Origin of the sequence: Methylobacillus gramineus (assembly GCF_020532675.1) — a bacterium.
GTDB classification, from domain to species: Bacteria; Pseudomonadota; Gammaproteobacteria; order Burkholderiales; family Methylophilaceae; genus Methylobacillus; species Methylobacillus gramineus.
Genome location: NZ_JAJAVE010000001.1, coordinates 1903797 through 1923840 on the forward strand (window position 1 = coordinate 1903797; position 20044 = coordinate 1923840).

19 protein-coding genes are annotated in these 20044 nt (G+C 50.6%); 10 read left to right on the forward strand and 9 right to left on the reverse strand.

Features of this window, described 5'->3' with window-relative positions:
• Positions 1–12: 12 nt before the first annotated feature.
• From LG201_RS08915 to LG201_RS08925, 3 genes are all read left to right on the forward strand, one after another.
• A complete protein-coding gene (locus LG201_RS08915) occupies positions 13–819 on the forward strand; it encodes an oxidoreductase (RefSeq protein ID WP_226771800.1) in 807 nt (268 codons plus the stop codon).
• Between the two features lie 75 nt (positions 820–894).
• Entirely contained in the window at positions 895–1395 is a 501-nt protein-coding gene (locus LG201_RS08920) for a GlcG/HbpS family heme-binding protein (protein WP_226771801.1), read from the forward strand.
• Between the two features lie 369 nt (positions 1396–1764).
• On the forward strand, positions 1765–2298 hold the full coding sequence (locus LG201_RS08925; protein WP_226771802.1) for an AAA family ATPase: 534 nt from the start codon (positions 1765–1767) through the stop codon (positions 2296–2298).
• A gap of 241 nt (positions 2299–2539) precedes the next feature.
• Here the strand turns inward: LG201_RS08925 and LG201_RS08930 are convergent, their stop codons facing one another.
• The 4 genes from LG201_RS08930 to LG201_RS08945 all read right to left on the reverse strand — a co-directional run bounded on the left by LG201_RS08930 (position 2540) and on the right by LG201_RS08945 (position 5498).
• The gene (locus LG201_RS08930) at positions 2540–3442 is read right to left on the reverse strand and encodes a pirin family protein (protein ID WP_226771803.1); all 903 of its coding nucleotides are present in this window, start codon (positions 3440–3442) and stop codon (positions 2540–2542) included.
• Positions 3443–3662: 220 nt separating this feature from the next.
• A complete protein-coding gene (locus LG201_RS08935; protein ID WP_226771804.1) occupies positions 3663–4532 on the reverse strand; it encodes an NmrA/HSCARG family protein in 870 nt (289 codons plus the stop codon).
• 29 nt (positions 4533–4561) lie between these two features.
• On the reverse strand, positions 4562–4888 hold the full coding sequence (locus LG201_RS08940; protein ID WP_226771805.1) for a zinc-binding dehydrogenase: 327 nt from the start codon (positions 4886–4888) through the stop codon (positions 4562–4564).
• On the reverse strand, positions 4776–5498 hold the full coding sequence (locus LG201_RS08945) for an NADP-dependent oxidoreductase (RefSeq protein ID WP_226771806.1): 723 nt from the start codon (positions 5496–5498) through the stop codon (positions 4776–4778). Before LG201_RS08945 ends, LG201_RS08940 begins: the two co-directional genes overlap by 113 nt.
• 24 nt (positions 5499–5522) lie before the next feature.
• Here LG201_RS08945 and LG201_RS08950 point away from each other — a divergent pair, with 24 nt between their 5' ends.
• From LG201_RS08950 to LG201_RS08970, 5 genes are all read left to right on the forward strand, one after another.
• The gene (locus tag LG201_RS08950; RefSeq protein ID WP_226771807.1) at positions 5523–6476 is read left to right on the forward strand and encodes a LysR family transcriptional regulator; all 954 of its coding nucleotides are present in this window, start codon (positions 5523–5525) and stop codon (positions 6474–6476) included.
• Positions 6477–6749: 273 nt separating this feature from the next.
• Positions 6750–7997 carry a leucine-rich repeat-containing protein kinase family protein gene (locus tag LG201_RS08955; protein ID WP_226771808.1) on the forward strand — a complete coding sequence of 416 codons (1248 nt, stop codon included), beginning with the start codon at positions 6750–6752 and terminating at the stop codon, positions 7995–7997.
• A gap of 386 nt (positions 7998–8383) precedes the next feature.
• On the forward strand, positions 8384–8674 hold the full coding sequence (groES, locus tag LG201_RS08960; RefSeq protein ID WP_226771809.1) for a co-chaperone GroES: 291 nt from the start codon (positions 8384–8386) through the stop codon (positions 8672–8674).
• A 44-nt stretch (positions 8675–8718) separates the two neighbouring features.
• Positions 8719–10356, forward strand: coding sequence for a chaperonin GroEL (gene groL, locus LG201_RS08965; RefSeq protein WP_226771810.1), 1638 nt, complete (start codon positions 8719–8721; stop codon positions 10354–10356).
• A 557-nt stretch (positions 10357–10913) separates the two neighbouring features.
• Positions 10914–13103, forward strand: a complete 2190-nt coding sequence (locus LG201_RS08970; RefSeq protein ID WP_404809718.1) for a UvrD-helicase domain-containing protein — start codon at positions 10914–10916, stop codon at positions 13101–13103.
• Here the strand turns inward: LG201_RS08970 and LG201_RS08975 are convergent.
• From LG201_RS08975 to LG201_RS08990, 4 genes are all read right to left on the reverse strand, one after another.
• The gene (locus LG201_RS08975; protein ID WP_226771812.1) at positions 13098–13886 is read right to left on the reverse strand and encodes a BPSS1780 family membrane protein; all 789 of its coding nucleotides are present in this window, start codon (positions 13884–13886) and stop codon (positions 13098–13100) included. The two genes, LG201_RS08970 and LG201_RS08975, sit on opposite strands and share 6 nt — an antisense overlap.
• 39 nt (positions 13887–13925) lie before the next feature.
• Positions 13926–14876 carry a homoserine kinase gene (thrB, locus tag LG201_RS08980; RefSeq protein ID WP_226771813.1) on the reverse strand — a complete coding sequence of 317 codons (951 nt, stop codon included), beginning with the start codon at positions 14874–14876 and terminating at the stop codon, positions 13926–13928.
• A 76-nt stretch (positions 14877–14952) separates the two neighbouring features.
• Positions 14953–15291 (reverse strand): DUF2782 domain-containing protein, encoded by a 339-nt coding sequence (locus LG201_RS08985; protein ID WP_226771814.1) that lies wholly within the window; start codon positions 15289–15291, stop codon positions 14953–14955.
• 131 nt (positions 15292–15422) lie between these two features.
• Positions 15423–16154 (reverse strand): LOG family protein, encoded by a 732-nt coding sequence (locus LG201_RS08990; RefSeq protein WP_226771815.1) that lies wholly within the window; start codon positions 16152–16154, stop codon positions 15423–15425.
• Between the two features lie 18 nt (positions 16155–16172).
• Between LG201_RS08990 and polA the strand changes: the two genes are divergently transcribed.
• Complete coding sequence (gene polA / locus LG201_RS08995; protein ID WP_226771816.1) at positions 16173–18923, forward strand: DNA polymerase I; 2751 nt, start codon at positions 16173–16175, stop codon at positions 18921–18923.
• A gap of 20 nt (positions 18924–18943) precedes the next feature.
• On the opposite strand, the gene LG201_RS09000 is transcribed toward polA, so the two are convergent.
• The gene (locus LG201_RS09000; RefSeq protein ID WP_226771817.1) at positions 18944–19159 is read right to left on the reverse strand and encodes a (2Fe-2S)-binding protein; all 216 of its coding nucleotides are present in this window, start codon (positions 19157–19159) and stop codon (positions 18944–18946) included.
• 118 nt (positions 19160–19277) lie between these two features.
• Between LG201_RS09000 and LG201_RS09005 the strand changes: the two genes are divergently transcribed.
• A complete protein-coding gene (locus tag LG201_RS09005) occupies positions 19278–20039 on the forward strand; it encodes a competence/damage-inducible protein A (RefSeq protein ID WP_226771818.1) in 762 nt (253 codons plus the stop codon).
• Positions 20040–20044 lie beyond the last annotated feature (5 nt).

The following is a 20044-nucleotide window of genomic DNA, read 5'->3' on the forward strand; positions in this document are numbered from 1 at the left end:
AAGGACTCTGTTATGTCTAATTCCAAAGTTGTCGTTGTTACTGGTGTGTCCTCGGGCATCGGACGTATTACTGCGCAGAAATTTGCCGAACGTGGTTGCCAAGTATTCGGCACTGTACGCAATACTGCGGCAGTCTCGCCAATTCCTGGTGTTGTTCTGATCGAAATGGATGTCCGGGATGAAGTGTCCGTTCAAAATGGAATTCAAGCTATACTTTCTTTGAGCAAACAGATCGATGTGCTGGTCAATAGTGCAGGTGTCACTCTACTAGGTTCGACAGAGGAAACTTCGATTGTTGAGGCTCAATCAATATTCGATACCAATGTTTTTGGTATCTTGCGTACAACGCAAGCAGTACTTCCTTACATGCGGACCCAACTCTCTGGAAGAATAATTAACATCAGCTCGGTGCTGGGTTTTCTTCCAGCGCCATATATGGGGCTCTACTCGGCTTCCAAGCATGCCATAGAAGGATTATCTGAGAGCTTAGATCATGAAGTGCGCAAGTTCGGAATCCGCATCTCACTCGTTGAACCGTCTTACACCAAGACCAATCTGGATCTTAATGCACCCAGCGCGGCCTCTAAAATTTCAGCCTATGACGATGATCGTGCCAAAGTGTCCAGTGCTGTGCAAAAGAGTGTGCAGAACGCCCCTGAACCCGATGGTGTGGCAGAAACGATTGTCGATGCCGCTTTAGGTCCATGGAAAATGCGTCACACGCCAAAAGGAGAAGCCTCCCTTCTAAGAAAATTGCGTCGTTTTATGCCTGCTGGTCCTGTGGATTCAAGTTTGAGAAAAACTTTTGGCCTCAGTTAAAACTGATATTTCCCTAGACTACCCACAATTTAATCATCTTTTTTACATCATTTAATTAATAAAAGGCTTCCAAAAATGAATATCAAATTGTTTGCAGCTGGTTTGGCGTTAATTGGGTCCACTCTAAGTATCCAAGCTATGGCATTTGAAAGTCAGCCAGTAATGAATCTTGATACTGCTCAGAAAATAGCGGCTGGCTGCCAGGATGAGGCTTCCAAGCATGGCTGGAAAATGAGTGTGTCAATAGTTGATGGAGGTGCAAACCCAATTTACTTCCACCGTGCAGATGGTGCATACATTGGCTCAGGAGAGATCGCCAATATGAAAGCTCAGAATTCCGCCAAGATGCAAATGCCCACGAGTCTGTTGGATGAGTTTGCTTTTGGTAAGGATAAAAAAGGTGGGCCTGCACCTGGTATTGCCCATATACCAGGCTTCATTACTTTAGCAGGTGGCCTGCCAATAAAAACCAGTAAAGCATTCCTGGGAGCAGTAGGTGTGAGCGGCGGAATGCCTCACGAAGATGAAGCTTGTGCACAAGCGGGCTTAGAAGCAGTTAAGTCACTACTCAAATGACTTCGGACTACCCCCGAAACGCCCGTTTCAGCTACGCCGGTACCCTTACGGGCACGCGGCTACGGGCAACTTCACCATCAGGGTGGCTATCCTGACACTGGCAGACGTCTATCGGTATCGAAAAGAATGTGTTGGCGCACACCCTCTTCACTACCGATAAGCAGATTGGCGGCAAGTATGGATACAGCTGGATTTGGTTTGATCCAGACTCTCTGGTCATTCAAATCAATCTGTTATAAAAATATTGCAATACCACTATTCGACTATTTGCAACTTAACTTCAGATTCAACACAATCGTGGCAATCTAATTCCAGATTCAATGAATTTGATATGACAAGTCAGATTTCCAATGCAATCCAGCATAACTGATGATGACAAACTTTCCTTTTCGTCGTATCAACGTTGTTGGTGCTCCTGGCTCAGGAACCACGACACTTGGACGTGCACTCGCAGCTCGCCTCGGCTTTGGTTTTGCCGATGCGGACGATTTCTACTGGAAGCCCACAACACCGCCTTACACTGATAAATATGAGGTCGATTTTCGGCTTCAATCAAGCTTGGATTTTATAGCCAATCAGGAAGCCTCTGTCATTTCAGGTTCGGTCTGTGGCTGGGGAGATGCTCTAGAAAACTCCTTTGACCTCATCATTTTTCTTTCACTCCCCACCCCATTAAGATTGGAACGCATTGAAGCAAGAGAAGTGGAGCGTTTTGGCAAGGCAAAGCCTGAGTTCATGCGCTGGGCAGGGCAGTATGATGAGGGCAAGTTACCAGGACGTAGTAGGCAACGTCACGAGACTTGGCTGGCTACACGGCAATGCATAGTGACGCGATTTGACACTGATCAAGCTATTGATCAGCGAATTGAACATATTTTAGATTCATTCCAAGCACGTAACTGAATATCGCTTGTTGCCTTTGCTTATAATACTTAGCTACTCAATACTAGAGTTGCATTAATGTCTTCCATAGTGTGCAGTATGCATACGAACACAGACTCTAATCTGAAAATAGATTGAGGAATCTGATTTTTGATTGCAAAAATCTAGAATCCAAGGCTAAAAATCACACGCAATTAATCAAGATTCTTTACGCTTCGTCAGATCAAAGGACGTTGTAGGTAAATAATGTAGAGGCAAACTGTCAGCGGTATACCGGGATTGTCCCCGACTCTGTACGACGATCACCGGCAGCTTTTAAGCTTTTACCCAACTCTTCTATGCGGCGCTCGCCCGCCTCCAGCGCCGGCGCACTTGTATGCACGGAGTAGGATCCGAGGTGTAGCGGGTGTGGATGGGGTACAGCTGAGCCTAAGACGAATACTGCATCCTCTTGACCGGATGCCTGCAAGGTAATAGGTGCCTCGCTGGAGTCAAAACTCACCATTTCTCCAGATTGGACAGCACCGCCGGCATTCAGCTCCCCCTTGGCAAGCGCGAGCCATGCAACACTGTGGCCAGCAGGTGGCTGATATATCCAACGCTCTCCTGGTTTTAAAGTAACCAGCAAATAATTGACATCCTTCGGCGCAGGAATAGGGCTTTGCACGCCTTGGTAGTTACCGAGTATGACATGATAAGGCTGGCCCTTATTGGCACCTACTGATTCGAGATATCGACTTTCAGGCTCACCATTTTCGAGTTCAGGCGGTAAGGCGATCCACAGTTGGAATCCCTGAATGCGAGGAACTTCCTCTGCGGTCAGCTCTTTGCCATGCCAGACACCTCCGCCCGCCCGCATCCATTCAACACCACCGTAACCGATAGTCCCCTCTCCATTCTCCGGATCGCTATACCGTACTCGGCCTTCTGTAAAGATTGTCACTGTGGCTATGCCCGAATGGGGATGTAAAGGCATGCTGGACATTGCATGGATAGCATCTCCACTAACTTCAAAAATGTCGAGGAATACAAAGGGCTTGAGAATCTGTCCTAGATCAGCAGGACTCATAAGACGGGTAATGGGCCCGTGTCCCGTTGCTCCTCGAGTGGAGTGCACAATACGTCGAGACAAACTCTCATCAAGGTTGGTTGAGGATGTAGTCATGGTTTCTATTCCCATAAAGTCAGGTTTGAGTTGGATGGATGAGTTTCGATATGCTGGCACGATGTAGCCAAGTGATTCCCACGGTGATCAGTAGTAGCACGATGCTGGTAAGGGGCTACTGCCAATAACAAACAGATGGATAAAAATAGCAACGAGGACAGATTTATTATCGATACCGACTTGCCAGCAAGAAATAAATCCGTCCCCTTCCGCTAGTTGTTTAAACCTCAGCGATAGCCTCGCGAACGAAGTTTTCATAAGTACGTAGCGGATGCCCTATGATGGTCTCCAGCCGCGCCACTGTTCCTTCAGTCGCTTGCATGCCGAACTTCTGGATACCGGCCATCATCAGGCGCATGTCATAAGCCAACCAAGTGGGACCGTATGAAGCTAGCTGTCCTTCGAAGGCTGCCACATCGTCACCGCCGTAGGCGATATCGCGACCCAAGACAGAACTCCATATCTTCGCCACGGAAGTACCGGTAAGCGCCTGTGGGCCGACCAACTCCAGCGTTACGCGATTCAGGGCAGAAGATGCCTGGTCGCGGCGCAGCAACTCTGCCACGGCGACATCAGCAATATCTCGCGCATCTATCATCGAGACTCCAGAGGAACCAATTGGCATGGGGTACACGGAATAGTCCTGAATCGTCTGTTGAACCATGAGTTCATTTTGCATGAAGTAAGCTGGCCGCAGGATAGTCGCTGGAATGTCGAAGCTTTCGATCATGCGCTCAACGGTATGCTTGCCAGTGAAGTGCGGAACATTGGTGAACTTGTCGGCATGAATCACCGACAGGTAAACGATGCGCTCGATGCCAGCCTCGCGAGCGAGGTTTAACGTGATGAGGGCTTGCGTTACCTCATCTGGCGTAACGGCGTTGAGCAGGAACAGCGTACGCACCGACGACAACGCACCACGCATCGACGATACATCGGTGAGGTCTGCAACGACTTCAGTGACGCCGACCGGGAATGACCGCTTACCAGGTTGACGTACTAGAGCTTTGACTTCGGCACCTGCGCTGGCAAGGCCCTGAGTGATAAGTGAACCAATGGTGCCAGTGGCACCGATAACCAGAATGCTCATTTGAATCTCCTTTAATGGATAAAATGTGATTAGCGAGAAAAATCCGCAACGACCTTGCCGGCGCGTGAAGAGGTGCGATTGAGTTCAATCGCCTTCGGGATGTCTGCGAAACCGATTACCTCACTGATCCTTGACTGTAGCGTACCGTTGGCCACTTCCTCGGCCAGTGTCTCCAGAAGGTCGGGGTCCGGCTTGTTCATGAACCAAAGTCCTCGTCGATTAGCAGGGGTTCGGGCCAGAATGTCAGGGGATGACGTGCCAACAATGACGCCGTTTTTCGCCAGAACCTGCCATGAGCGATCCAGCACCCCCCCCCCCGACGTAGTCGAGCACCAAGTCAATATCTCTGACAACATCCTCAAATCGTTGAGACTGATAGTCGATCACATGATCAGTGCCGAGACTACGTACGTAGTCGAGGTCATTGGTGGCCGCAGTTGCGAAGACTTCGGCGGCAGCCCGCTTAGCGTACTGCACGGCGTAGCCTCCCAGTCCACCTGCCGCGCCGTGAATAAGGATTCTCTGGCCAGGATTAATCGATCCCGCATGGTAGAGGCTTTTCCAGGCCGACACGGCTGCTACGGGTATAGCTGCAGCATGGATATCGTCCAGACCTTCAGGTGTACGAGAAAGGGTCGCTTCATTGACAACCACGAATTCGGCGTACGCACCAAGCCCTCCCATCGCACCCATGACCCTATCGCCGACTCGGAAGCGAGAGACACCGGAGCCGATTGCATCGACAACCCCAGCTAGTTCGGCACCCAGTACTATTGGCAATGGAAGTGGGAAAGCATTTCGCACATTGCCTTCACGTACCTTCCAGTCGATGCCATTCACGCCAGCGGCGCTAATTCGAACCAGAACCTCACCCTGCTCTGGTACTGGCTTCTCAATATCAGCTACCTCCACAGCGGCAGCGCCTCCGTATGCTCGAACCAGTACAGCTCTTTGGATAGTGCTCATTGCAGCTCCTCGTATTGAATTTCAATGCTGAGAAGATATGCTGTTGCACAAGTTAAAGGAAGGTGTCAAAATTTTGATACTTTGTTTCAAAAATGGAACACCATGAACTTGAATGCTCTAATCGACTTCACGCTCATCGCAACCAACGAAGGGTTGGGAAAGGCAAGCCGTGCGAGTGGCATATCCAAAGCAACATTGTCACGCCGTATTTCCGAACTTGAGGAAGAAATGGGCGTACGGCTGGTCGAACGCAGCGCACGTGGGTTAAAACTCACAGAGGCTGGCGAGATGCTGATGGCTCGAACCGAAGGTCCGTTGAGCGAAGTGGCCGAAGCAATGGCGGCAGCACGAGAAGGGGTATCAATACCTCGGGGACGCTTGCGTATCGCTTCTCCAGTCCTGTTCTCGCAGCTTGCGATGGGCCGCATTGGAGCAGAATTCTGTGCAACCTACCCCGAGGTCGCCATCGAAGTAGTGGCGGAGGATCGCCTAGTCGATCTCGTCGAAGAACAATTTGATGTTGCCATTCGAACTAATCCAAACCCAGACAGTAGTTTGGTCGGTCGGTGCTTCGCAAAGGATCGGCTGGTTGTAGTGGCGGCACCTCACATACCTATGCCGATGCCCGGCGCGATCAGACCTGTTCCTAGTATCGTGGCATCCAGTTTCCGGCCCACCACCTGGGAACTGGATGGGGGGCACTTGGTCCTAGAGCCCATCCCAAAACTGCGCTTCTCTTCATTCTTGATGATCCGCGATGCTGCTATCGCCGGTGGTGGTGCAGCCCTCATCCCACAGTCCATCGCATGGAGTCAGCTTGCTAGTGGTGAGTTGGTTCAGTGGGGCAAGGTATCCGGCTTAGAGGCTGAACTCTGGGTATTGCACACGTCCAGGCGCCTTGCTGCTCCGAAGGTTCGCGCATTCGTCGATTTCATGTGTGCTAAATATCCGGACATGTCACTAGTACTGCAGGGATAGACTTATTGAATCCAATAGTAAAAACGGCATATCGGCTAGCAGAGAGGCCAGAACCTCAACATCAGCAAAGGATCTTTCCAGTTTCGGAAGTCAGAGGCTTTTCGTCGTCAACGATAAAATCTAATCAATCGAGTCTGCCCCCTTTGATTCTTTAGTCATGTCAGGCTTGGCAAGGTATTTTTGCACAAGCCAAATCCCCTGACGGAGAGAGAATCTGCAGAGTATCAAACGGATTGAAGTAACATAGCGCATCCATAAACCGCATTGATTGTTATGATACTCACCCCAGCGCCAGATGACACGCTCGCCCAACTCAAGGCGGGTAAGCTTCAAGGGGCCCAACACCTCAAATTAAGTAGTCAGTTAACGCAGTTTCCCCCTCAAATTTTCGAATTAGCCGATAGCCTGGAAATTCTAGACTTGTCCGGTAATGCGCTGACTGATTTGCCCAGTGATTTAAATCGCCTCAAAAAACTGCGCATTCTTTTTTGCTCAAACAACCAGTTTACGCACCTGCCAGAAGTGCTTGGGCAATGCGAAAACTTAAGCATGATTGGTTTTAAAGCCAACAAGATCAAACATATCCCGGAAGACGCCATCCCCACTCACACCTTACGCTGGTTTATCGTCACCGATAACGCACTTGGCGCAGTGCCTCATGCCTTGGGCGAGTGCAGCAAGCTGCAAAAACTCATGCTGGCGGGTAACCAGCTCAGCAGCTTGCCAGCCAGCATGGCAAATTGCCACGCCTTAGAGTTATTGAGGATTTCTGCCAACCAGTTTGAGACCTTGCCGGATTTTTTATTCGATTTACCTAAACTCACCTGGCTGGCCTACGCTGGCAACCCATTTTGTAACGCCATCGAGCAAGCTCTAATCAGCCAGCATCATATGCACCAAATCGATTGGCAAACCCTCACCCTTCAGCAAGTACTCGGGGAAGGCGCTTCTGGCGTCACCTACCAGGCGTTGATGCAACAAAAAAATGCACAGGAGCTTGTGGCAGTAAAGCTCTTTAAGAGTGGCCTCACCAGCGACGGCCTGCCACGTTGCGAAATGCACGCCAATGTGCTGGCGGGTGAGCACCCCAATTTAGTCGGTGTCAAAGGAGTGATACACAATCACCCGCAAGGCGTTTCAGGCTTGGTCATGCCTTTGCTGGATGCTCATTTAAAAGTGCTGGCAAGGCCACCCAGCTATGAAAGCTGCTCGCGAGATGTGTATGCAGAAGATTGCAGACTCACGCCACAACAAGCCCAATTTATTTTAAAAGGCATCACGCAAGCCGCAGAACACTTGCATGCCAATGGGCTCATGCACGGCGATTTATACGCGCATAATATTTTGAGGGGAGCTGAAAAAGTGGTGTTAAGCGATTTGGGCGGCGCCTCTTTTTTACCGCTGGATAACCCGGAACTCACGCAAAAAATACTTAAACTGGAAGCCAGGGCATTAGAGATTTTGTCTGAAGAGTTGGCAGCTGTTGTGAGTAGCAGCAGTGATCGTGCAGTGCAGGGATAGCGGTGTAAAAACTCTTCAAACAACAGCTTGGAGAATCCGGTGCCGCCCAATTACGCGACGCGGGGGCGAAAAGTGACCCTGCCTCACTATCTGGAGGAGATTACGGCGGCGGTCATGCTCTATCAAATGGCTGGGCAATGCGTTCTGAGCACCGATCTTCAAAATCATCACATGCCGTCGATCAAGGCGGGAATCTAATTTTCGATTGAAAAAATCTAGATTTGAATTGCAAACGACAAAAAAATTTATCCCCTTGCCCTTGAAAAAGCCATGTGTCGCCCCTATCATTAGCACTCAATAGGGACGAGTGCTAAGGTTCATTCCCCCTAGCAATTGAATCCGTAACAAAATCAATGTTAATTCAAGCTTTTTAGGAGAGCACACTCATGGCAATTCGCCCATTGCAAGACCGCGTTATTGTTAAACGCCTGGAAGAAGAACGTAAAACCGCATCTGGTATTGTGATTCCTGACTCTGCCACTGAGAAACCAGACCAAGGTGAAGTGCTTGCTGTTGGTCCAGGCAAGAAAGATGACAACGGCAAGGCCATCACTCTGGATGTGAAGGTAGGCGACAAGGTGCTGTTCGGCAAATATGCAGGTCAGGCCGTCAAGATTAATGGTGATGAAGTGCTAGTGCTGCGCGAAGATGACATTCTGGGCGTAGTCGAAGCGTAATCTGCATTTCAACTATCCGATTAAAGATATTACAGGAGATATAAATGGCTGCAAAACAAGTTATTTTTGGTGATGAAGCGCGTGCCAAGATCGTTAACGGCGTTAACATTCTGGCAAATGCGGTAAAAGTTACCCTGGGCCCTAAAGGCCGTAACGTGGTGCTTGAGCGTTCTTTCGGCTCCCCAACTGTTACCAAGGACGGTGTTTCGGTTGCCAAGGAAATTGAACTGAGCGACAAGCTGGAAAACATGGGTGCTCAACTGGTGAAGGAAGTTGCTTCAAGAACCAATGACAATGCAGGTGACGGTACAACGACTGCCACCGTTCTGGCTCAAGCGATTGTGCGTGAAGGTTTCAAATACGTAGCAGCTGGTTTTAACCCAACTGATTTGAAGCGCGGTATCGACAAGGCTGTTTCCGCTATCGTTGAAGAGATCAAGAGCATCTCCAAGCCAACGACCACCAGCAAGGAAATTGCTCAGGTAGGTTCTATTTCCGCTAACTCTGATCTGCATATCGGTCAGATCATTGCTGATGCAATGGATAAGGTAGGCAAAGAAGGCGTGATTACCGTTGAAGACGGTTCTGGCCTGGAAAATGAATTGGACGTAGTTGAAGGTATGCAGTTTGACCGTGGCTACCTGTCTCCATACTTCATCAACAATCCAGATCGCCAAATTGCGCTGCTGGAAAATCCTTTTGTTCTGCTGTACGACAAGAAGATTTCCAACATCCGTGACCTGCTGCCAACTCTAGAACAAGTGGCCAAGGCTGGTCGCCCACTGTTGATTATCGCTGAAGATGTAGAAGGCGAAGCATTGGCTACCCTGGTTGTGAACAACATCCGCGGCATTCTGAAGACTGTTGCCGTCAAGGCCCCTGGCTTTGGTGATCGTCGTAAGGCGATGCTGGAAGATATCGCTATCTTGACTGGCGGTACCGTGATTGCTGAAGAAGTTGGCCTGAGCCTGGAAAAGGTTACCCTGGAAAATCTGGGTCACGCCAAGCGCGTTGAAATCGGCAAGGAAAACACCACGATTATTGATGGCGCTGGTACTGAAAGCAACATCAAGGTTCGTATCGAACAGATCAAGAAGCAGATCGACGAAGCTTCCAGCGACTATGACCGTGAAAAACTGCAAGAACGCGTAGCCAAGCTGGCTGGCGGTGTTGCTGTGATCAAGGTCGGTGCTGCAACTGAAACCGAAATGAAGGAAAAGAAAGCACGCGTGGAAGATGCTCTGCATGCTACTCGTGCTGCGGTTGAAGAAGGTATTGTTCCTGGCGGCGGTGTTGCTCTGATACGTGCTCGTTCAGCCATCAAGGAACTGAAGGGTGATAATCCTGATCAAGATGCTGGTATCAAGATCGTATTGCGCGCAATTGAAGAACCATTGCGTCAGATCGTTGCAAACGCTGGTGATGAGCCATCTGTTGTAGTGAACAAGGTACTGGAAGGTACTGGCAACTATGGTTATAACGCATCCAACGGTACTTACGGTGACCTGGTTGAACTCGGTGTTCTAGATCCAGCCAAGGTAACACGCTCTGCACTGCAAAACGCAGCTTCTGTTGCCTCACTGATCCTGACGACTGATGCACTGGTTGCTGAACTGCCTAGGGAAGAAGCACCAGCTGCTCCTCACCATGATGGTGGCGGTATGGGTGGTATGGGCTTCTAAAAAAGCTCAGGTGTCGGGTGCAGTCAAACAACCGCACCCCATCCTTATAAAAAAGCCCCGCATTGCGGGGCTTTTTTTATTTTGTATCTTACGACCAACCAGGCACCATTAAATCGCCTCTTTATCATCCTGTTACACTCAAAGTTGTCACAGAATTTTGAGAAGCTACTATTTACATACAATATTTACCACACTATAAAAATTTAGGCATATACTTGAGAATGATTAGCATTGAATACAATATAGGGCAACCCTAAGCACCAATGCATAATCGATAGACAAAAAAAACCCCGATTAAAGGGGAGTAAAATCGGGGTCAAACTAGCCTCATCAGATAAGGCTTCCCGCTCAGGGAGGAAAGCGGGAGACGATTGCGTCGTCTGGAAATATGACCGGGCCTTTTAGTGTTTAGTTCACAGGATGTGCATTTTTTACATCTGCTTACAAAGTGCACCAACATTGCACATCAACACGTATTTCACAGTTTCAATATTTAGATATGTTGATCAGCACTGCAAAGGTTCTCCTCAGTCGCCTCACCTGCGATAATGCAGGTTATGACGAATTCAACACCCTCCACACCCCTTCTTGAAGGCCTTAACGACAAACAGCTAGAGGCCGTCACGCTTCCCCATCAATCCGCGCTCATTCTTGCAGGTGCAGGCAGCGGCAAGACTCGCGTACTGACTACCCGTATTGCCTGGTTGATCCAGACAGGACAGGTGTCGCCGCATGGCATTCTCTCAGTCACCTTCACCAACAAGGCAGCTAAAGAAATGCTCACGCGTTTGGGAGCAATGCTACCGATCAATATTCGTGGCATGTGGGCCGGCACTTTTCACGGACTGTGTAATCGCCTGCTACGTGCGCACCACCGTGAGGCGGAATTACCTGCCACGTTCCAGATTCTGGATACGGCAGACCAGCTTTCCTCCATCAAGCGCGTCATGAAGGTGATGAATGTTGATGACGAGAAATTCCCTCCAAAGCAAGTGCTGGGTTACATCAACAGTTGCAAGGAAGAGGGGTTGCGCGCCTACGCGGTGGAAGCCTATGACAGCCACTCACAACGCATGCGCGAGATTTTCGAGGAATACGATAAGCAATGTTTGCGCGAAGGTGTGGTGGATTTTGCCGAGTTATTGCTTCGCTGCTATGAATTATTGAGCAAGAATAATAGTATCCGAGAACATTATCAGCACAGGTTTAGATATATCCTGGTCGATGAATTTCAAGATACCAACCGCCTGCAATACTTGTGGCTGAAACTACTGGCAGGTGACAACAACTGCATTTTTGCCGTCGGTGACGATGATCAATCGATTTATGCATTTCGTGGCGCGCGCGTGGGCAATATGCGTGACTTTGAACATGATTTCAATGTGCAGAACATCGTCAAGCTGGAACAAAACTACCGCTCACACAGCAATATTCTCGATGCTGCCAATGCCATCATCATGCATAACAGCAACCGTCTGGGTAAGAACCTCTGGACTGCCGCGGGTAAAGGTGAGCCCATCCGCGTCTATGAAGGTTATAACGACAAGGATGAGGCAATATTCATCGTCGACGAGATCAAGGCCTTACATAAAGAAGGCATCAAACTCAGCCAGATTGCCATGCTTTACCGCTCCAATGCACAATCACGCATCCTTGAACATGAACTGTTTTCCGCCGGTCTGCCCTATCGCGTCTATGGTGGCTTGCGCTTCTTCGAACGTGCCGAAGTCAAGCATGCGCTAGCCTACTTGCGCCTGATTGCCAGTGGCGACGACGATACCGCCTTGTTGCGCGTGATCAACTTCCCCACCCGCGGCATAGGTGCACGCAGCCTGGAACAATTGCAGGAACTTGCCCGCCAGCAGGAAGGCAGCCTGTGGCAGGCAGCCTGTGCAAAAGTGGGCGACGGTAAGCCAGGCCGTGGCATGGATGGCTTTGTCGCCCTCATCAAACAAATGCAGGAGGAATCCATCGGCCTGACACTGGCTGAACAAGTCGAGCTTGCCACCCGCCTCTCAGGCCTGCGCGATCACTATGCAACGGATAAGGAAGGCGAAGATCGCCTCGCCAATCTGGATGAGCTGGTGAATGCTGCTATCGCCTTCATGAACCAAGATATTGGCATGCAGGTAGACGAAAATGGCGAAGTTGCCATGTCCCTCTTGGCACAATTTCTTGCCCATGCCAGCCTTGAGTCTGGAGAGCATCAGGCCGATGCCGGGCGTGATGCGCTGCAATTAATGACGGTACATGCCTCCAAGGGCTTGGAATTCCATACCGTCTTCATCAGCGGGGTGGAAGAAGGCCTGTTCCCTCATGAGCAGAGCAGTTTTGAAGCCAATGGATTGGAAGAGGAACGACGACTGATGTATGTCGCTGTAACGCGTGCACGCCAGCGGCTTTATCTCAGCTTTGCGCAGAGCCGCATGCTGCACGGACAGGTACGCTATGGTATTCCATCACGTTTCCTGGATGAAATACCCGATGATTTAATCAAACGCCTGAATACCGTCTCTAATAAATCATATGGCAGTACAAGCCAATATGCCGCGCCGACAGCGCCTACGCAACGCCCCCAAGCCCACATGCCATGGAAGATAGGCCAGGCAGTGGCCCATAGCAAATTCGGTCAGGGCGTAGTGGTGAATTATGAAGGCAACGCTGACGATCTGCGGGTGCAGGTGAACTTTGGTCGTGAGGGCTTGAAATGGCTGGCGCTGGAATACGCCAAACTGGAAACGCTATAAGACCTCTACTTCAGGAGCCACAGGGGGTGGCATCTTGAAGATATCGCGATTGCTGACATATTGAAATGCCAGCATCAAGGCACTGGCAAGCAGCATGCATCCAAACACCAATATCAGCATCAAGAAACCACCCAGCGCTGTAGACGCCGCAGACAATGTCCCTACCAATATCCCCGCCAGGGTCATGCTCATCATGATGGTCAATGTAACTCCCAGCCAGGTGAGCAAGAGCGGTAGAAAATACTGGATAAATGCCGCCAGGCTGGACTTGATCGCCCGCACGACAGAATATTGCTGAAATGATACCAGGGCCGGTGCAAACCAGATCACCAGCACCAAAGGCACCAGCAATAACATCAGTTTGATCATCAGTGGCATGACCTGTTCCACTATTTCCTCCTGGCTGGCGTCAGACTTGGTCAGCTCGGCAAGCCTGACGCTGTCATCCACCGTCAGCAGGTTAATCAACAGCACATACACCACACAAATGGCGCCCAGGCTCAATAGCTTGAGAAAGTGCGGCTTGATTTCGTTCAAGAGGTCACCCAGATCTGAATCACGGCCTTGATCTGCGTCACGGTAAAACCCAACAGCCAAGGCCAGAAAAGCAGGCAGCAGCAGGAAAGAAACGAATTTGAGGCCCAGCAAGCCAGGCAGGATGGCAAAGAAAAAAACGTGCGCCAACCCTAGCAGCATCCATTTGCCCGGTGTCTTGCGAAACAAGGCGAGAATATCGCGTAACCAGGCAAGCGTCTGGTGGCTGATGGATGGTTTGACTTGCATATTGAACGTTTATAACCCTTAGCTAGATATCTGTACGAATCACACCCAGGCTTGACTGATCTGGGTTTCTTGATTGATGGTATTACGCAGAATACGTTCGAAGTATTGCGGATCCTTGGCATGCGTGAGCTCACCCGCCACCGGGAAATGCAGGTCATGCAAGCGTGATAGCCAGAAGCGCATGGCAGCAACCCGCAACATACCGGGCCATGCGGCATGCTCAGCTTCTGTCAGCGGCCTCACGGCATGATAAGCCTGGAGTAACGCAGCAAGCCGTATGGGATCCAGCACGCCCTCTTCCGTGACGCACCAGTCATTCACCGCAATCGCAATGTCATAGAGTAGAACATCATTACAGGCATAGTAGAAATCAATCAGCCCACCCAGTTTCTCGCCATCCATCAGCACATTGTCACGGAACAAGTCTGCATGAATCACACCTTGAGGCAAATGGGTGGTGTTGAAGCTGCGCTCGAAAGCTAACTGCGCTTCCAGCATTTTTCGGTTCTCTGTCTCTAGAAACGGGGCTATTTTTTCCGCAGTTGCAATGCGCCAGCCTGCGCAACGTAAATTCTGCATGTCGGCCTTGAATGACGCTGCTGCCAAATGCATCTGCGCAAGCACCTTGCCAATTTCAGCACAATGTACAGGGCTGGGATTGTCCACAGACTTGCCAGCCAGACAGCTGATCAGAACCGCAGGTTTGCCATTAAGCTCGCCCAAGGCCTGCCCGAGATTATTTTTCACTGGATGCGGACAAGGGATATCGCGCTCTGCCAAATGCGTCATGAGGTCAATAAAATAAGGCAGCTCTTCTGCCGTATGTTCCTCAAACAGCGTCAATACATACCGCCCTGTAGCCGTTGTCACAAAATAATTGGTATTGGTAATGCCGGATGCAATACCTTGCAGATCTAACAGCTCGCCCAGGGAATAAGCCTTTAGCCATTGCTGCATCTGTTCGAAAGTAACGGTAGTGAATACGGACATAAAACTTTTTCAGAAACCTGCTGGATGAATAATCAAAGAGGGCAATCAAGCCCTCTTTAGTGACACATTGAATTGTCTAGAAACGGAATAAAACCCACTTTGGAATACTCATGGGTTCTGCCACACCATCATTACGTGCCCAACCAGCGTTTTGGTCATCTTTGGTCAGGTAATACGGTACGCCATGAGCGGGGGTGACTTTCATCATATAAAGCTCACCATTGATGCGGTACTCTTCCACCGTATCCTCACCCTTTTTGGTAATGGTGACTTCCGGCTCTGGATTCTCCCCTTCCATGCCCGCAGGCGGAGGTGGCGCTTCTGGTAGCGGCTCCAGATTCTTCGGGATATCTGCTGCAGAGGCCATCAGCGGCAGCAAGAATGCCAACACCAGTAAATTACGATAGATACGCATGACAACCTCAGGGTTTTAGTATTGTTGCAATTCTATCAAATAGCGCAGGCCTCACAAAGACATCATGTTGCCGATACGCAACATATATGTAGATATCCTGCAAATTCTTTCTGTATTGGTCGTAAACCTCCTCAGAGATAAAACTGCATGATCTGCTGCTCTGCAGGCGAAGGCTCAAATCCACGGGTTTCGTAATGCTTGAATATTGCCTCCACCACTTCCTTGGGGTCGTCTATCACCTGCATCAAGTCCATGTCTTCAGGGGAAGCCATGCCCTGGGCAATGATGGTGTCGCGAAACCACGCCAGCATGCCACGCCAGAAAGGCTCATGCACCAGAATAATGGGGATCCTTCTTGTCTTGGCAGTTTGAATGAGAGTAAGCGCTTCCATCAACTCATCTAGCGTACCAAAACCACCAGGCATTACGACATAAGCCGAGGCATATTTCACGAACATGACTTTGCGCATGAAAAAATGCTGGAAGTTCTGGCTGATGTCCTGGAAGTCGTTGCCCTTCTGCTCATGCGGCAACTCGATATTGAGGCCTATGCTGGGTGACTTGCCATGAAAAGCGCCCTTGTTGGCCGCTTCCATAATCCCGGGACCGCCGCCGGAGATTACGCTAAAACCCGCATCAGATAGCTGGCGCGCAATTTCCTCGGTCAGTTTGTAATAAGGATGATCAGGTTTGGTACGCGCGCTGCCGAAGATAGACACCGCAGGCGTAATTTCCTTCATGCGCTCGGTCGCCTCGACGAATTCTGCCATAATCTCGAAAGCTCGCCATGATTCGCGCGCCGAGTACTTTTTATTGGGCAATTCGGGATCAAGAATCTTGGGAAGTTTTTTTGCAGCTGACATAAGGTTCCACACTCAAAAATGAAAACATTGTTATTAGTGGACGGTTCGTCCTACCTCTATCGCGCCTTCCATGCCATGCCAGATTTGCGTAACAAGGCTGGTGAGCCCACTGGCGCCATTCAGGGCGTACTCAATATGCTGCGTCGCCTGCATAAAGACTATCCAGCCGATTATAGCGCTTGTGTCTTTGATGCCAAAGGCAAAACCTTCCGTGACGATATCTACCCAGAATACAAGGCCAACCGCGCTTCCATGCCGGATGATCTGCGGCTGCAAATCGAACCATTACACAGTGCGATTCAAGCAATGGGCTGGCCGCTCATTGTAGAGGATGGGGTGGAAGCAGATGATGTGATCGGTGCCCTGGCAAAACAGGCCGCAAGCGAAGGCATGCGTGTGATCATTTCCACCGGCGACAAGGATATTTCTCAGCTGGTGAATGCCAACATCACTGTGGTCAACACTATGCGCGATGCCTTCAGGAAAACCGATGAGATACTGGATGAAGCCGGCGTGGAAGCCAAGTTTGGTGTACCGCCCAGCCTGATGGTTGATTACCTGATTCTCATTGGCGACAGCTCGGATAATGTACCCGGCGTAGAGAAGGTCGGGCCGAAAACCGCTGTCAAATGGCTGAAGCAATATGGCTCCTTGGAAAATATCGTCGCCAATGCCGACCATATCACTGGCGTCGTTGGCCAGAACCTGCGCAATGCCCTGCCGTGGCTGCCTACAGCACGCGAGTTAATCACCATTCGCTGCGATGTTGGCATACAGGAGAACCTGGGCGACCTGGCACCACGCCCGCAAGATAAAGACAAACTGATTGAGTTGTTTGACCGGTTTGAATTCAAGACCCTGCGCCGCGAGCTGGATACGGCAATCCCTGCCAGCACGCCTAATGCCACCCCGATCACACCCGGTGGTCCACCGACTGACCTATTTGCAGCATCTGCTGTTAGTACCCGCCATTTCGAGACGATATTGACCGAGACTGCCCTGCAAACCTGGCTGGATAAAGTCAGCCAGGCACCCTTGGTGTGCTTCGACACCGAAACCACCTCACTGGACCCGCTGAATGCAAAACTGGTCGGCATGTCATTTTCGGTCACCGCGGGTGAAGCAGCTTATCTACCCCTGACTCACGACTACCCCGGTGCCCCAGACCAATTACCCTTCGCTGCCACGCTGGCACGCATCAAGCCCTTGCTGGAAAACCCTGCTATCAGGAAAGTCGGGCAAAACCTCAAGTATGACAAGCACGTATTGGCCAATCACGACATCCAGCTCAATGGCATTGCGCACGACACCCTATTGCAATCTTATGTATTGGAAAGCCATCGCACCCATGGCATGGATGATTTGGCCATGCGCCATCTGGGCGTCAAGACAATCACGTACGAAGAAATTGCGGGCAAAGGGGCCAAACAAGTGCCGTTCAGCCAGGTTGCACTTGAGCAAGCGTCCGATTATGCAGCAGAAGATGCTGATATCACGCTGCAATTGCACGAGTCACTCTATCCCCAGGTAGAAGCTGACGATAAGTTGCAATACATCTACCGCCAGATTGAAATGCCCGTGCTGGATATTCTCTACACGATAGAACGTAATGGGGTACTGATAGATCAGGCCATGTTACAGACGCAAAGCCATGAGATCGGCCAGAAACTAGTGGCACTCGAACAACAGGCGTATGAACTGGCAGGCCAGCCTTTCAATCTCGGTTCCCCCAAGCAATTACAGGAAATCCTGTTTGGTAAACTGGGCATCAAACCGCTGAAGAAAACCCCTAGTGGCGCACCATCCACCGACGAAGATGTACTACAGGAACTGGCTCTGGACTATCCACTGCCCAAGGTGCTGTTGGAATACCGGGGGTTGGCCAAGCTGAAATCCACCTATACGGACAAGCTGCCACGCATGATCAACCCTCATACTGGCCGCGTTCACACCAGCTACAGCCAGGCAGTCGCCATTACTGGCCGCCTGGCAAGCTCGGAACCCAATCTGCAAAACATCCCGGTACGCACTGCAGAAGGTCGCCGCATCCGTGAAGCCTTTATCGCGCCAGCTGGCAGCAGCATCATCTCAGCCGACTACTCTCAGATCGAGCTGCGTATTATGGCGCATCTCTCTCAGGATGACGGCTTGCTGAATGCTTTTGCCAAGGGTGAGGACATTCACCGCGCAACCGCTGCCGAGATTTTTGGCACAGAACGCGATGCGGTGACCCATGAGCAACGACGCTACGCCAAGGTCATCAACTTTGGCCTGATTTATGGCATGAGCGCCTTTGGCCTGGCGCAAAACCTGAATATTGAACGCAGCGCCGCACAAAGCTATATTGACCGCTATTTTGCCCGCTACCCTGGCGTACGTGAATATATGCAGAACACACGTGAAGTGGCAAAGGAAAAGGGATATGTAGAAACACTGTTTGGGCGCAGGTTATGGGTACCGGAGATCAACAGCCCTAACGGCATGCGCCGTGCAGGTGCAGAGCGCGCGGCAATCAATGCACCCATGCAAGGTACCGCAGCCGATCTCATCAAGCTAGCGATGATTGCTGTACAAGGCTGGCTGGAAACCGAGAAACTCGCCACCAAGCTCATTATGCAAGTGCACGATGAATTGGTGCTGGAAGTGCCGGATACAGAGCTGCCGCTCGTCAAGGAAAAATTGCCCCAGCTCATGCAAGGTGTGGCAAAACTGGATGTGCCGTTACTGTCAGAAGTGGGAGTGGGAACAAATTGGGAAGCAGCGCACTAGGTTAGCCAAAGATATGGGTATCAGGCGCGATTGGGCTTGATTCCATGCTGCTGGAGCTCCTTGAGGTAATACTCAATCTCCCACTCACAGCCGCCACAGCCGGTCATCGCGCCGGTTATGGCAGCAATCTCCTTGATATCCATGCCTTGCATGTAAAGGTCGCGAATCTTGCCCCGTCGCGTTCCGCTGCAGAAACACAAGACTTCATCATCCGGATTGTCGTTTTTGCTGCTCATGAATATATATTTCAATAGAAACGGTTGTTATTGTAACGTCCAACTTGCAAAGCATGAACAATCGACGGCAATTGCCACCGGCCCAGTAAACTCAAAGATAAAAAGTAAATATTGAACCATGACAGAGACTACAGTGCGCTTTGGCGCCATCATCATCGGCGATGAAATTCTGTCCGGCAAACGCCAGGATGCCCATCTTGCCAAGCTTATTGCTTTGCTTGCTGCGCGCGGACTGAGCTTATCCTGGGCCGAATACCTGGGTGACGAGCGTAGCCAGATTGCCGCAACATTAAAGCGCTCCATGCAAAGCATGGACATCGTATTCAGTTTTGGCGGCATTGGTGCCACACCCGATGACCAGACACGCCAGGCCGCTGCTGAAGCTGCAGCACTCCCCATCGTGCGACATCCAGACGCTGTCAAAGAAATCGAGGCAAGATTCGGTGCGGCTGCGTATCCAAAGCGTGTGTTGATGGCAGACTTCCCACAAGGGGCAGCGCTGATTCCCAACCCGGTCAATCGCGTGGCAGGATTTTCGCTGAACCAGCACTATTTTATGCCCGGCTTCCCCGAAATGGCCTGGCCCATGACGGAATGGATATTGGATACGCACTATCGTCACCTATTTCACCAGCAGTCGCTAGTCGAGTCATCCATCATGGTGATGGATGCAGGGGAAAGCCAATTAATCGATCTCATGAACCACATCACACTTGGCTACCCCGACCTCAAGCTGTTCAGCCTGCCCCGACTGGACCAACGCCGCAGCATAGAACTCGGGGTCAAAGGCAAGCCTGACGCTGTGCAACTCGCCATGCATGAAATCCAGGCATCGATTACCGCTGCAGGGTATCCCTGGCAACCATTGAACAAGGCATAGGGCCA

Excerpts from the sequence above, each read along its gene's own strand:
- LG201_RS08935 (WP_226771804.1), bottom strand. The coding sequence starts at position 4,532 with ATGAGCATTCTGGTTATCGGTGCCACTGGCACCATTGGTTCACTTATC.
- thrB (WP_226771813.1), bottom strand. The coding sequence starts at position 14,876 with ATGTCCGTATTCACTACCGTTACTTTCGAACAGATGCAGCAATGGCTA.
- LG201_RS08955 (WP_226771808.1), top strand. The coding sequence starts at position 6,750 with ATGATACTCACCCCAGCGCCAGATGACACGCTCGCCCAACTCAAGGCG.
- polA (WP_226771816.1), top strand. The coding sequence starts at position 16,173 with ATGAAAACATTGTTATTAGTGGACGGTTCGTCCTACCTCTATCGCGCC.
- LG201_RS08950 (WP_226771807.1), top strand. The coding sequence starts at position 5,523 with ATGCTGAGAAGATATGCTGTTGCACAAGTTAAAGGAAGGTGTCAAAAT.
- LG201_RS08945 (WP_226771806.1), bottom strand. The coding sequence starts at position 5,498 with ATGAGCACTATCCAAAGAGCTGTACTGGTTCGAGCATACGGAGGCGCT.
- LG201_RS08915 (WP_226771800.1), top strand. The coding sequence starts at position 13 with ATGTCTAATTCCAAAGTTGTCGTTGTTACTGGTGTGTCCTCGGGCATC.
- groL (WP_226771810.1), top strand. The coding sequence starts at position 8,719 with ATGGCTGCAAAACAAGTTATTTTTGGTGATGAAGCGCGTGCCAAGATC.
- LG201_RS08985 (WP_226771814.1), bottom strand. The coding sequence starts at position 15,291 with ATGCGTATCTATCGTAATTTACTGGTGTTGGCATTCTTGCTGCCGCTG.
- LG201_RS08930 (WP_226771803.1), bottom strand. The coding sequence starts at position 3,442 with ATGACTACATCCTCAACCAACCTTGATGAGAGTTTGTCTCGACGTATT.
- LG201_RS08970 (WP_404809718.1), top strand. The coding sequence starts at position 10,914 with ATGACGAATTCAACACCCTCCACACCCCTTCTTGAAGGCCTTAACGAC.
- groES (WP_226771809.1), top strand. The coding sequence starts at position 8,384 with ATGGCAATTCGCCCATTGCAAGACCGCGTTATTGTTAAACGCCTGGAA.
- LG201_RS09005 (WP_226771818.1), top strand. The coding sequence starts at position 19,278 with ATGACAGAGACTACAGTGCGCTTTGGCGCCATCATCATCGGCGATGAA.
- LG201_RS08990 (WP_226771815.1), bottom strand. The coding sequence starts at position 16,154 with ATGTCAGCTGCAAAAAAACTTCCCAAGATTCTTGATCCCGAATTGCCC.
- LG201_RS09000 (WP_226771817.1), bottom strand. The coding sequence starts at position 19,159 with ATGAGCAGCAAAAACGACAATCCGGATGATGAAGTCTTGTGTTTCTGC.
- LG201_RS08925 (WP_226771802.1), top strand. The coding sequence starts at position 1,765 with ATGATGACAAACTTTCCTTTTCGTCGTATCAACGTTGTTGGTGCTCCT.
- LG201_RS08975 (WP_226771812.1), bottom strand. The coding sequence starts at position 13,886 with ATGCAAGTCAAACCATCCATCAGCCACCAGACGCTTGCCTGGTTACGC.
- LG201_RS08940 (WP_226771805.1), bottom strand. The coding sequence starts at position 4,888 with ATGTTGTCAGAGATATTGACTTGGTGCTCGACTACGTCGGGGGGGGGG.
- LG201_RS08920 (WP_226771801.1), top strand. The coding sequence starts at position 895 with ATGAATATCAAATTGTTTGCAGCTGGTTTGGCGTTAATTGGGTCCACT.